Origin of the sequence: Caldanaerobacter sp. (assembly GCF_049701115.1) — a bacterium.
Lineage (GTDB): Bacteria > Bacillota > Thermoanaerobacteria > Thermoanaerobacterales > Thermoanaerobacteraceae > Thermoanaerobacter.
Map to the genome: position 1 here is coordinate 1 of NZ_JBNATX010000012.1, position 12,326 is coordinate 12,326.

A 12,326-nucleotide genomic window follows, 5' to 3' on the forward strand; every position below is an offset into this window, starting at 1 on the left:
TTGTGTGTAAATGCGACTTGTTGTCAAAGCGATAACTAAACTTGGCGAACTTGAGAAGCGAAGGCGGGGCGAGCGAAGCGAGCGGCCACCTGAGCCTTTTGGCGAATTGGCCGGTACCCCGCCGGAGCCCGAAAAGTGAGCCTTAGTTTAGTCGCTTTGCAACTCCGGAGCATTAACACAAAATGCCACTTAAATTTAATATAGGTTTTGTTAACAAACTGAATCCGCCAATTAGTGGCGGATATCCTGTCTCATGAAAAGTGTAAAAGAAATTGCAAAAAGGAAAACACTAAGGGCAACAAGCCCGACAATCTGAGGCCAGATTAAAAGGAGACTTTGGTCAAAAGAAAGAGGAGTAGGTATTGCTCCAACTACCTGAGCAACTGTGAGTGGTCCTAAAGACCTTACATTTGGCGATAAGAGAGTAGTAACAACTTCTTGATACAGAGTAGTTGGCGAAATTCTTAAAAGGTATTGGTGAATCTGCATCTGACGGAACACCATCTGAGCCGGTCCTTCCGTATCTATCGGGACCAGAATATTTACTATCATGTCATAAAATAGCGCAAAGAAGAGCCACACAGCTATGCTGGCAAGAAGTGAAGTTGCCGGCTGTCTAAAGTATATAGAAAACAAAATACCTAAACTCAGCCATACTCCCACGTACAGGGCTGTAGCCAGCAAAAACACGATTATTCGCATTACTTCTTCAAACGTAGGAGGTATGCCAAAAAATAGTATGGCAAGCCCCATCACAAAAAAACCAAGGGCTAAAAAGAAAACTGTTATTATGAGAAGTGCTGCAATCCATTTCGACAAAATCACGTCATCTCTGTAAATAGGCTGAGCTATAAGCCTCATCAAGGTCCTTCGATTTATCTCCCCGTTTATAGCATCAAAAGCCATACCTATTCCCAAGAGAGGAGCTAAAAATCCTACGAACGTTATAAAAGAAGGCAATCTCCCATCAGACACAGTAAATACCTTTAAAAAAAGATACAAATCTCCCAGCGGAGTATCAGCTTTTGATACCGCATCTCTTATGGCCATTCCAGCAGTGTAGATAGAAGCAAGTGCTGTTAAAAATATTAAAGTCAAAAGTATATTAAATCTCCAGCTGTGAATGTGATCGGCAATTTCTTTTTTAATGAGAACTCTAAGTGAGTGGCGCATTTCATTGCACCCCCTCAAAATAGCGATGGTAAATATCGTCTAACCCATAGCTTTTAGGCACAAGCTTTCCAAGATTATAACCTTCTTTTACCACAACTTTAGCAATTTCACCAGAGACATTCTTTTCAGCATGGATAATTAAAGATTTCCCCTCTTTCTCTACTTTTTTCACGCCTTCTACCTCCATAAGTTTGGAAATAAGCTTATCCTCTATAGGATCAACAGCAACTTCAAAGGCATAAAGTTCTGCAGAAAACAACTCTTTCGCCAGTTCTGATACAGTGCCCTTTGCTATTAGCCTTCCTTTTACAAATATCCCTACTCTATCGCATATCTCCTGAACCTGATGGAGGTGGTGAGAAGACAAAAGGACAGTCATTCCACCTTCTTTGCTTAAATTCTTTATGAGCTCCAAAAATTCCTTCATTCCCTCCGGGTCAAGTCCTAAAGTCGGCTCATCCAAAATCACTATTTGTGGCCTTTTTATAAGAGCATCTGCAAGCCCCAGTCTCTGCCTCATCCCCCTTGAATATGCTCCCACTTTCTTGTCTTTAGCTTCAATAAGCCCCACCTTTTCAAGCAGTTCTTCTGCAGCTTTTATTGCTTCCTTTTCTCCCATACCGTTTAAAGCAGCAGTAAGCTTCAGATTCTCAAGTCCTGTCATGTCTTCATAAAACCCGACATCCTCGGGCAAATAGCCAACCCATTTTTTTACTTTAAGGGGCTCGCGCGTTGAATTGATTCCCAAAACTTTTACCTCTCCCTCGGTGGGCTCAACAAGACCCAGTATCATTAAAATAGTAGTGGTTTTGCCTGCGCCATTAGGCCCCAAAAGTCCAAACACTTCCCCCCTTTTTATCTCTAAATCCAGATGGTCGACGGCTGGCTGAGTACCATAGATTTTAGTAAGTCCTTTTAGCTCTATCACAGTTTCAGCCAATTTTACCGCCTCCCGTATTTCTCAATCAAATAATACAGAACACCTAAGGTTGCAGCAATAACAAGTACTGCTACAATTCCCCAACCCCAACTGGTTTTTACAGTAACTCTAAAAACGGCTTCATCGCTAGCTTCTGGAGTACTTGCCCTTATTGTAACCACGTAATCACCTGCTATAGCCTTCTTATCAGCGTGTATGGTAGCAGTAACCTCTTTTGTCTCGCCAGGTGCAAGTGTATCTATAGTATCAGGTTCAAAAGTTACCTGCCAATCCACAGGAGTATCAGCATAAAACTTTATCCTTGCTAGCTGTGCTGAACCTGTATTTTTCACCTGTAAAGTCACTTTTTTATCTCCACCCGCAACTATATCAGTTGAAAGGACTCCCGTAGGAGTAGTAAGCTTCAACCCATACGTTCCTCTTATAACAACTTCTAATGTAATAGAAGCGCTTGTATTTTTTGTTTCGGCTTTAATCGGTATCTTGTAAGTACCAGCTTTAACCTGAGATGGAGGTGTTATAGAAACGCGAATTAACTTTTGACTATTTGGCTCCACTGACACAGACGTTACTTCTTTACCTTCTACAGTAAACTGCACATTCCAACCGGGCTGCACATCAGCAATAAGAGCATAATTTTGTGTGTCCGGAGTCCGGTTTTTTAATTTAAGCTCATAACTAAAAGTAGACTTATTTGTTCCCTCCATATTGGGCTGATCTGTAGTCAACTCTGTCTGATAAGTACCCTGTTCCGTCACATTCACCGTAAGAGTTAAGACAGGGACTCCAGAACCTAAAAGTACTACTTTATAGCTTCCTTTATCAACTTTTAAAGGTACTTCCACAGTAAGGGTTATTGTTTGACTGTCGTTAGGCTTTACAGAAATCTCTTCAATTTTCCATCCACCAGCTGTCAAAGTAGTCTGCCATCCCTCAGGGGCTTTTACACTCAAAGGAATATTTTTAATTTGACCAGATTTATTTTGAATGTCTATACTATAGGAAATAGTTTCTCCAGGTGTAACAGCTATGTTTACATAAGGTGTAAAGAAGGTAACTCCGGAGACATCAGCATAAGCAATATTATTCCAACTAGCAAATACCATAAGAAAGGTTAAAAGCAATGTCAATACTTTAACAACTTTCATTTCTTTAACCCCTCCTGTATCAAATTTTAATAATGGCCGTAAACGTTTTATAAAAGTAAATACTCCCTGTCCTTTATTATAAATACATTTAAAAAAACCTGTCAACTTTTATAAAAAAAAGAAAAAGCGCTTCTCCTGCACTTTTTCACTCTCCAAAACAATCTATACATACTTTTTTACCATCTTTTAATCTTATTCTATGCTCTCCCGCATACTCTCCACATATTTCGCATTTAATAGATGGATATATCCGCGCTTTTGAAGGTATTTCATAAGGGGGCACTTTAAAATCAAAAATTTCCTCTAATGGAGCATTAAGTAAGTATTCCATCCACTTCTTTCTGTCATTAGTGTGATTGAAAGCCTTTAATACTATCCTAACACCTTCTCCAGTATCTCTTCTAAAAAATGTAAATGCCTGCTTGCCTTTATCTTTAAAAATCAGATTCCCTTTCCCAAAAGTACACCCTGTTATATACTGAATAGCATCTACACCACAAGCATTGTTCTCTGTAATACAAACAATTTCTTCGTCTTTAGAAAAAGAAAGATTTAATAGTTTAACTGCCGCTTCACTGGCTCTAAAACCTATTGCAAGTCCTGGGCATTCGTGTCCGTGAAAGGAAACACACTCCTCCCAAAGCTTTTTGTCCATAAAACTCCTCCTCTGCTTTTACAAACTATCTTCTGGGGTTACACTGTCTAATTCATACACGTAAGGTTTTATATCCAAAATAGGACTATTATCAAGGGCATCAACTCCTTTGACGTACAGCTTATTACCCTCCACCTTTACAAGGTCTGCCACACAAAAGGCTATAGGATTGGGTCTATTAGGCGAACGCGTAGCAAAAACTCCCTTTATCTCCGGTCCCCACGGAGTAGCTGTTTTTATCACATCTCTTCTCCCTAAATGGCACCAGTAAAGAACTATTATGTGCTTCTTCTCTTCTATATTTTGAATTCCTTCCTGAAACTCAGGATATATTTCCAGTATAGCTTCCTCATTCCTAACCCTTCCTTGATGAGGAGCTTCCCCTTTCCTTTTATAAGGACTATGTATAATACCTATAGGCACTAGCTCCACAGCAATTCTCCCTTCCTTCCCTCTAAACTATAATAAAAATTCAGACGGGAGGGACGGTTCCTCCTGTCTGAAACTCAGACGGAAGGAACCGTCCCCCTTGTCTTAAGCTGTTAAAGTGGAATGACAACGGGTATTCCTCGGCAGGTTTCTACTGCAACAGGGATCCCATATACAGCCTCTATGTTTTCTTCAGTCATAACTTCCATTCCACCATAGGCAAAAATGGTATTGTCTTTTAAAAGCAAAAATTTATCTGAAAACCTCAAAGCCAAATTCAAATCGTGAATTATTACAATTGCGGCGATATTCTGCTCTTTTACAGTATCTTTTATAATTTTTAAAACCTCAATCTGATTTTTTAAATCCAAATTATTCGTAGGCTCATCTAATAGCATGACAACTGGTTGCTGCGCCAAAGCCCGCGCTATAACCACTTTTTGCAATTCTCCACCGCTTAATTCATTTAGGTATCTTAAAGCAAGTTTTTCTAAGTCAAACTTTTTTAAAACCTCATTTACAATTTTTATGTCCTTTTCAGCAACATCCCACTTTATATAGGGCTTTCTCCCCAAAAGAACAGCATCAAATACTGTAAACCGGCCATTTTCATTTCTTTGAGCGACATACCCAATTTTCTTTGCAATTTCCACCCTTCTGAGCTTTGAAATTTCGTGTTTTTCAATGTATATAGTACCTTTGTGAGGCTTCAGAATCCTGTTTATACACTTTAAAAGAGTAGACTTCCCGGCTCCATTGTTCCCTAAAATGGACAGAACTTCTCCTTTTTCGAGATGAAATTTCACATTTCTTAACACAGGAACGCTGGTGTAACTGAATTCTATACCATCTATGTTTAAAATCACCTTCTATACCCCCTAGAAAGCACATATAGGAAAACCGGGGCACCTAGAAAGGAAGTGATAGCTCCAACAGGCAAAACCACCGGAGAAATTATCGTCCTGCCCAGAGTATCTGAAGCAAGAAGTATCAGTGCACCTATTGCCGAAGACGCGGGAATTAGAAACCTGTGGTCTCCTCCAATCAATCTTCTCATAATGTGTGGCCCTACAAGCCCTACAAACCCTATTATACCTACAAAAGAAGTAATTACTGCAGCCACAAGAGAAGACATAAACATCCCGTAAAGCCTTGTTTTCTCGACTTCTACCCCTAATCCTTTTGCCGTCTCCTCTCCGCTATCTAAAGCATTGTAATTCCAGCGATTTAACATAAAATATACAAGTGAAATCCCTACTACAACAGACATTATGGTCAAATCTCTCCAAGAAGCTCTCCCTAAGTCTCCAAATGTCCAAAAAACTATTGAGGCTACTTTTACATCATCCGCAAAGTACTGTAAAATCATTGTTATAGCAGAAAATAAGGAACCTAATGCTACTCCTGCAAGCACCATCGCTTCAGGGGTTACCCTGAAATTTTTTGCCAGAATAAGCACAACTAGAGTAGAACCCATAGACCCCAAAAAAGCAAAGATGACCACAAGATAGGGATTGTTTATTATTACAGAATCAGGATTTGTGGTGCTCCCTGCCCCAAATAAGATAATGGCAACTGCCGCTCCAAAAGCTGCACCCTGTGATATCCCTAAAGTAAAAGGGGACGCCAAAGGATTTCTCAATATGCTTTGTGTGACACACCCAGCTACAGAAAGTCCTACTCCTGCCACCATAGCTGATAAAATTCTCGGCATCCTTATATTCCACACAATTACCCTAAACCTTTCTTCTCCCTGTCCTATTAAAGTTTTCATTACATCCTTCACACTAAGTCCTGCAGAACCAGCATTTATAGCGTATGCAGCAAGAAAAAAAGTTGCCAACACAGTAAAAACTATTATCCATATTTTTCTTCTTATATAATAATTGTAACTTTTCGGTAGTGCTTCTGATATTAACTGTCTCAAGACTTCATCCCCTCATCTTTATAATTCCCCCACAAAAGTGGGGGAATTATCTTTCATTATACCTTAAAATTTAATTTTTTCAAATCCGCCATATACTTCCTTCATCTTATCATATAGAATTTTTCCTTTATCTCCGAAAAACTTGCTATATATTTCTGTAGCTTTATTCACAGGATCTATATCGCTAAATTTCTCCGGGTATAATACCTTACCAACCCAATAAGCATCAACCAAAGCAGTATCTATGTTTGTATTGTATTGATTGTAAGGAAGAATTCCATATATGTTGTCGTTTTTAAAAGCCTTTAAGTTTTTGTAAAAATCAGGATTTTTCTGATAATCTTGCTTGACCAACTCAAGATTCCCCTCATCAATGAAGATTATATCTGGATTCCAAGCCAGTAACTTCTCTTTTTCTACCATTATACTACCCTTTTGTCCTAAAGTATCAGCTACATTTTTAGCATTAACCGCCATAAAAGGAGGATAATTTCCTTGGGTGCTTTCTATGCCATGAGCTCCCTTAAACCCTAACGCTCCTACATAAACCGTTGGTTTTTTATCATCAGGAACATCTTTCGTCCTGTCCTGCAAATCCTTTTGTACTCCCTTTATATAATTAACTAGCTCTCTTGCTCTATCCTCTTTTCCTAAAACTTTGCCTATGATCTCTAGGGATGCATATACATCTTCTTCAAAAGTTCCTAATTTACCATAACTTAAAACAATCACCGGAATGCCTGTTTTTGCTTGCAAGTCATCGGCTTTCGATTTATCTAACAAAGATATAACAAAAATAACATCCGGATTTACCTGTACTAATTTTTCAGCATCTGGTGTGGAATCAGGACCTCCCTGCCCAATGGTGGGAAGCTTCGCAAACTCTTCCTGGAAAAGCATATTGTAGGTTCTGCCGTTAGCTAATTTTTTGTCTATGTTTTCAACCCCTGCAATTCTGTCAATACCATCAACATAAGTCACAAGCCTTAAAGCCCCTGGACCAATAGCAACCACCTTATGTACTGGCTCTTTTACTTCTACCTGTCTTCCTACCAAATCTGTAACCGTTATAGTTTGAACTGTCTCTTTAGAAGTCTCAGAAGTCTGTGTTTGATTCTGTGAAGACTTACTGCAAGCCGTTAAAGACATAACAATTATTAGCAGTATAGCTAGCACAACGTTTAACCTGTCAAATCTCCTTAACATTTCTGCACCTCCACTAAAATTTTCTAATTACATTTGTACACTGTATACTTTAGTTTTAATTTAGTGCTACTTTTATAAAAATTATAACACGTTCAATATAAAAAAACAATAAGGTGCTAAAAATTTTTCATCCTAATATAGAGTAAAATCCCTTTACTAAAACACCATTTTCTTCTAAAAGCTTTCGTATTACCTCCTCATCCTTTTTATCATACATTATCGATATCCCGCAACTTAAATCTATAGACCTTGGCGTTGGCACCACTCTATACCATAAATTTTCTCTCTTTAAAATCTCCTCTGCCATCATGACATAATTCACACTTGGAAAAGCTATATAATTGCCTTTCATTTTTTCCCTCCTAAAATTTTTGTTGAAAAGCTTTAAAAAATGTTATAAAATAAACAAGTGGGAGTAGATAGGCGCTGGTGTGCCTCCTAGACTTCAAATCTACGGTCTCGCTATTTAAGCGAGAGGTGGGTTCGATTCCCACATACTCCCGCCATCTATTGATAATAAGCCCATGGTGGGCCCATGGGCTTAATTCTTTGTTTCTCTTGCCAGAACTCTTACATCTCCTATTCTTTTAGTCAGTTTAATAGAATCAAAGTGTTCCAAAATCGCCATAGCATATTTTCTGCTGGTATCTAACAGATCCCTATAAACTGCCAAAGTGATTTCCTTATTTTCCTTAAGATAATTTATCAGCACATTTTGAGCTTCTTCATAATTATCTTTTGAAAGTAAAATTTCTTCATCAAGTTTAATTAGTTCCCCTATACTAACCAAATATTCTACCATAGGAATTATTTCAGGATACCCTTCTAACTCGGAAAGTTTCGGAGGTTCAAATCTTGAGTCTTTATAAATTTTTATTATTTTTTCTTTCAACTTTTTCTGTTCTTCATTAAGTTCAATTTTAAAGTCTTTTAAAGCTATTAATTGATTTTTTATCTTTATTGTCCCTTTATTTTCCATTAATTCAAAGATCCAGTCGCAGAGCTTAGATTTAATATCTCCAAACAGCTTGTTTTTTAGCTCTTCTTTTGAAATACCTTCTTTTAAAGGGTTTTTTCTGTGAAAATCCTCGAGTATTTCTTTTGTTTTCAAACACATCTCTTCATACTTTTCCCGATGATAAAAATAATCTTTTTCTTCTAACTTTAGTTTAATCAAATTTTTAAGAGAAAATTTACCTATATCAACCACATTTGCCTTTCTCTTAATTTCTTCTTCTGACAATGGCAACAGTGACTCATACACTAATTTCTCTATCACAAATTCATCACCAAGTTTTTCAATGTTAGTAAGCGTTTCAATGACCTTTACATCAAATCTTTTGTGTTTTTCCGGACTCGGATCTAATATGATACCTCCTCCTATTGTAAGCATGGGGGAATAAGTTCTAATGACAAACTTATCTTTTCTCAATACAGATATATAATCCTCCAAGTAAATCTGCGCATAACAGCTTTCTCCACCATGTAGCTCATCCCTATCAAGCAACACTGCTCTTCCTATTACTTCTGAAGCACCTGTATAAAATCTTATTCTTTCTCTATTTTTAAGAGTTTTTGCTTCTTTTAAAAGAGAGAGCTTTACATCTATCATAGTAGAAGGGATAATGGTCTCAGGAGGAGCTATTACATCTCCTCTTTCTATCTCTTCTACCTTGACATTTGCTAAATTTATTGCAGTTCTCTGCCCTGCAAAAGCACACTCAACATTTCTTTCATGTACCTGAAGGTTTCTCACTCTTGACTCGATCATCTTGGGATAGATCATCACTTTATCTCCGACTTTTATTTTTCCAGATATCAAAGTACCGGTAACTACAGTCCCAAAGCCGGCAATAGAGAAAACTCTGTCTACAGGCAGGCGAAATATCCCCTCTGAACTTCTTTCCTTAACTTTTTGCGCCAATTCATCCAGTGTATTTACCAAAATATCCAATCCTTCTCCTGTAACAGACGATACATAAACTATTGGTGCGTTCTCTAAGAAAGTGCCTTTTAAATTTTCTCTCACATCTTCCTCCACTACTAAAAGCCAATCTTTTTCTACCAAATCACATTTTGTCAGCACAATTACTCCGGCTTTTATATCGAGAAAAGAGAGTATATCCAAGTGTTCTTTAGTCTGTGGCATTACTCCCTCATCAGCAGCAATAACAAGCATGACTATATCTATACCATGAGCTCCTGCCAGCATGTTTTTAATAAATTTTTCATGGCCTGGCACATCAATTATTCCTGCTCTTATTCCAGAAGGTAAATCAAAATAAGCAAATCCCAGATCAGTGGTAATCCCCCTTAATTTTTCTTCCTTGAGTCTATCTGTATCCCTTCCTGTAAGAGCTTTTATCAAGGTCGTTTTACCGTGATCAATATGTCCCGCTGTGCCAATTATAATATTTTTCACTGGCACACCTCCGCTATTTCTTTTAAAGCACGAAGAATTACCTCTTCATCCCCCTCTAATAAAGTCCTCACATCTATTGTGACAACGCCATCAACTATACGGGTTATTATAGGAATATCTCGTATTCTTAGCCTTTTTTCTAAATCTTCAGCATCAAACCCTTCCATCTCCAAAGTAACACCATAAGAAGGCAAACTCTCCTCTGGCAGTGATCCTCCCCCCGACAGGGATGCAATTTCTACAACCCTTGATTTAACCTTAGGAATTGTTAAAACAAGCTTATTTAAGATAGCTGCCTTTTTATATAATTGGGAAGCTTTTGCAGTCAACATCTTTAGAGTGGGGATGGCTTCTACTGGATCATAATCCCTATAGATTCTTAATACACTTTCTAAAGAAACCAGACAAAGTTTATCTACTCTCAATGCCCTTGTAAGAGGATTCTTTTTCATAAGGTCAATGTATTTTTTCTTTCCCACGATTATCCCTGCCTGTGGTCCTCCCAAAAGCTTATCTCCACTGAAAGTGACAATGTCCACACCTGCTTTTATAACTTCCTGAACGGTTGGTTCATGAGGTAAACCGTATTCTCTTAAATCTACCATAACTCCGCTGCCCAAATCCTCCATTGTGGGAATATCGTACTTTCTCCCAATCTGAACCAATTCCTCAGTTGCTATGTCATGGGTGAAACCTACAATCCTGTAGTTGCTGGTATGAACTTTTAAGAGAAGAGCGGTATTCTCAGTAATAGCATTTATATAATCAAAATCGTAGGTCTTGTTTGTGGTTCCCACTTCTTTTAAAATGGCTCCACTTTGAAGCATTACATCGGGAATTCGAAAAGATCCTCCTATTTCAATAAGCTGTCCCCTTGAAACTATAACTTCCTTTCCCTTAGCAAGGGTGTTAAGAGCAAGGAGCACAGCAGCTGCATTATTATTTACGACCAAAGCCGCTTCCACATCCAAAAGTTCACACAAAAGATTTTCCACATGGGAATACCTGGATCCCCTCTCTCCCTTTTCCACATCATACTCTAAAGTGGAATATCGAAAGGCTATATCTAACAGATGTTCTTTCACTTGAGGAGGGAATAGAGCTCTTCCAAGATTTGTGTGTAGAATAATTCCTGTTCCATTCACTACCCTCCTCAAGCTCATTTTCTTTTTCTCTTCAATATGGTTTACCACATCTTCTAAAATTTTTTCTATGTCAATCTTTTTCACTTCTCCCCTTCTAATTTTTTCTCTGTACCTTTCGAGGACTTCCCTTATACAGTTTTTGACTACTTCCCTTTTATTGAATTTTAAAAACTCACTTATTTTCCCTTCTCTGAGTATCTCATCTACTGAGGGTAGTTCTTTGTACAAGTCTTCCATAGCGCAACTCCTCTCTTCGGAGTTATCTGACATAAATATCGTATTCTTGCTTTTCTTTCACCCTTCCTACAATAAAAGCTCCAAATTTTAACTTTTTATTAAGCCTTTGGTAAAGCTCCTCTGCTTTCTCTTCTGACACTGATATTAACAATCCTCCTGAAGTTTGAGGGTCAAACATAAGGTCAATGACCTCGTCTTCTTCCACCTCTATGCAAACTTTCCCTTTCAAATATTTTTTGTTCCTATAACATCCCCCAGGGATTAACCCCATTTGAGCCAATTCTCTCGCCCCTTCAATCAAAGGAATAGAATCTTTATCAAATTCAATAGTAACACCGCTGGAAAAAGCCATCTCATAGGCATGCCCTAAAAGTCCAAAACCTGTTATGTCGGTGCATGCGTTAACTCCAACCTCTTTCATTATTTCAGAAGCCTCTTTATTTAAATATTTCATAACTTCCACTGCCAATAAATATGTTTCAGATGGGCACATTTCTCCTTTTATGGCAGTATTTATAACACCAATTCCCAGGGGCTTTGTGAGAATCAGCACATCTCCCGGTTTAGCAGTAGAATTTTTTATCACCTTCTCAGGATGCACAATTCCTGTGACGCTCAATCCGTATTTAGGTTCTTCGTCCTCAATAGTATGGCCTCCTGCTATTAAAGCTCCAGCTTCTTTCACTTTGTCATTTCCACCTCTTAACACTTCTTTCAGCACGTCAATGTAAGCAGCGGGAAAACACACCACGTTTAGCGCAAGCAAAGGAACTGCACCCATGGCATATACATCACTTAAGGCATTTGCCGCCGCAATCTGCCCGAAGTCATAAGGGTCATCCACCACAGGAGTAAAATAGTCAACTGTATGGACTACCGCAATGTCTTCCTTTAATTTGTACACAGCAGCATCATCATTGGTATTCAAGCCAACTAGCAAATTTTCATTCCAAGAGACTTCTAACTGGCACAGAACCTGTGCCAAGGCCTCAGGGCCAATCTTAGCTGCTCAACCAGCGCTTTTTGACAATTGTGTAAGCTTTA

The 12,326-nt window shown here is 38.3% G+C and carries 12 protein-coding genes and 1 tRNA gene; 1 reads left to right on the forward strand and 12 read right to left on the reverse strand.

Annotation, left to right across the window (positions count from 1 at the left end; translation table 11 throughout):
- Positions 1-231: 231 nt before the first annotated feature.
- The 9 genes from ACPLVE_RS05220 to ACPLVE_RS05260 form a co-directional block, all read right to left on the reverse strand.
- Positions 232-1,173, reverse strand: a complete 942-nt coding sequence (locus tag ACPLVE_RS05220; RefSeq protein WP_424610453.1) for an ABC transporter permease — start codon at positions 1,171-1,173, stop codon at positions 232-234.
- A gap of 1 nt (position 1,174) precedes the next feature.
- A complete protein-coding gene (locus ACPLVE_RS05225) occupies positions 1,175-2,113 on the reverse strand; it encodes an ABC transporter ATP-binding protein (protein WP_424610454.1) in 939 nt (312 codons plus the stop codon).
- A 2-nt stretch (positions 2,114-2,115) separates the two neighbouring features.
- Entirely contained in the window at positions 2,116-3,261 is a 1,146-nt protein-coding gene (locus ACPLVE_RS05230) for an NEW3 domain-containing protein (RefSeq protein ID WP_424610456.1), read from the reverse strand.
- Between the two features lie 145 nt (positions 3,262-3,406).
- Entirely contained in the window at positions 3,407-3,916 is a 510-nt protein-coding gene (locus tag ACPLVE_RS05235) for an FmdE family protein (protein ID WP_424610458.1), read from the reverse strand.
- A gap of 18 nt (positions 3,917-3,934) precedes the next feature.
- Positions 3,935-4,348, reverse strand: a complete 414-nt coding sequence (gene tsaA, locus ACPLVE_RS05240; protein ID WP_424610460.1) for a tRNA (N6-threonylcarbamoyladenosine(37)-N6)-methyltransferase TrmO — start codon at positions 4,346-4,348, stop codon at positions 3,935-3,937.
- A gap of 110 nt (positions 4,349-4,458) precedes the next feature.
- Positions 4,459-5,211 carry an ABC transporter ATP-binding protein gene (locus ACPLVE_RS05245; RefSeq protein ID WP_424610462.1) on the reverse strand — a complete coding sequence of 251 codons (753 nt, stop codon included), beginning with the start codon at positions 5,209-5,211 and terminating at the stop codon, positions 4,459-4,461.
- Positions 5,208-6,272, reverse strand: a complete 1,065-nt coding sequence (locus ACPLVE_RS05250) for a FecCD family ABC transporter permease (protein ID WP_424610464.1) — start codon at positions 6,270-6,272, stop codon at positions 5,208-5,210. The genes ACPLVE_RS05245 and ACPLVE_RS05250 overlap by 4 nt, the downstream gene beginning before the upstream one ends.
- Positions 6,273-6,335: 63 nt before the next feature.
- The gene (locus ACPLVE_RS05255; RefSeq protein WP_424610466.1) at positions 6,336-7,478 is read right to left on the reverse strand and encodes an iron ABC transporter substrate-binding protein; all 1,143 of its coding nucleotides are present in this window, start codon (positions 7,476-7,478) and stop codon (positions 6,336-6,338) included.
- 127 nt (positions 7,479-7,605) lie between these two features.
- Complete coding sequence (locus ACPLVE_RS05260) at positions 7,606-7,830, reverse strand: DUF3343 domain-containing protein (RefSeq protein ID WP_424610467.1); 225 nt, start codon at positions 7,828-7,830, stop codon at positions 7,606-7,608.
- 59 nt (positions 7,831-7,889) lie between these two features.
- On the opposite strand from ACPLVE_RS05260, the gene ACPLVE_RS05265 reads away from it, so the two are divergent.
- Positions 7,890-7,984: transfer RNA gene (locus ACPLVE_RS05265), tRNA-Sec, on the forward strand.
- A 35-nt stretch (positions 7,985-8,019) separates the two neighbouring features.
- Here the strand turns inward: ACPLVE_RS05265 and selB are convergent.
- From selB to selD, 3 genes are read right to left on the reverse strand one after another with little or no spacing between them, the layout of a single operon-like run.
- Positions 8,020-9,900: a selenocysteine-specific translation elongation factor gene (gene selB / locus ACPLVE_RS05270; RefSeq protein ID WP_424610469.1), complete on the reverse strand. Its 1,881-nt coding sequence runs from the start codon at positions 9,898-9,900 to the stop codon at positions 8,020-8,022.
- Positions 9,897-11,282, reverse strand: coding sequence for an L-seryl-tRNA(Sec) selenium transferase (gene selA, locus ACPLVE_RS05275; RefSeq protein WP_424610471.1), 1,386 nt, complete (start codon positions 11,280-11,282; stop codon positions 9,897-9,899). The genes selB and selA overlap by 4 nt, the downstream gene beginning before the upstream one ends.
- 22 nt (positions 11,283-11,304) lie before the next feature.
- Positions 11,305-12,312, reverse strand: coding sequence for a selenide, water dikinase SelD (gene selD, locus ACPLVE_RS05280; protein WP_424610533.1), 1,008 nt, complete (start codon positions 12,310-12,312; stop codon positions 11,305-11,307).
- Between the last annotated feature and the right edge of the window lie 14 nt (positions 12,313-12,326).

Coding starts and splice junctions, on each gene's coding strand:
- ACPLVE_RS05230 (WP_424610456.1), bottom strand. CDS start 3,261: ATGAAAGTTGTTAAAGTATTGACATTGCTTTTAACCTTTCTTATGGTA.
- ACPLVE_RS05255 (WP_424610466.1), bottom strand. CDS start 7,478: ATGTTAAGGAGATTTGACAGGTTAAACGTTGTGCTAGCTATACTGCTA.
- ACPLVE_RS05260 (WP_424610467.1), bottom strand. CDS start 7,830: ATGAAAGGCAATTATATAGCTTTTCCAAGTGTGAATTATGTCATGATG.
- ACPLVE_RS05235 (WP_424610458.1), bottom strand. CDS start 3,916: ATGGACAAAAAGCTTTGGGAGGAGTGTGTTTCCTTTCACGGACACGAA.
- selA (WP_424610471.1), bottom strand. CDS start 11,282: ATGGAAGACTTGTACAAAGAACTACCCTCAGTAGATGAGATACTCAGA.
- ACPLVE_RS05220 (WP_424610453.1), bottom strand. CDS start 1,173: ATGCGCCACTCACTTAGAGTTCTCATTAAAAAAGAAATTGCCGATCAC.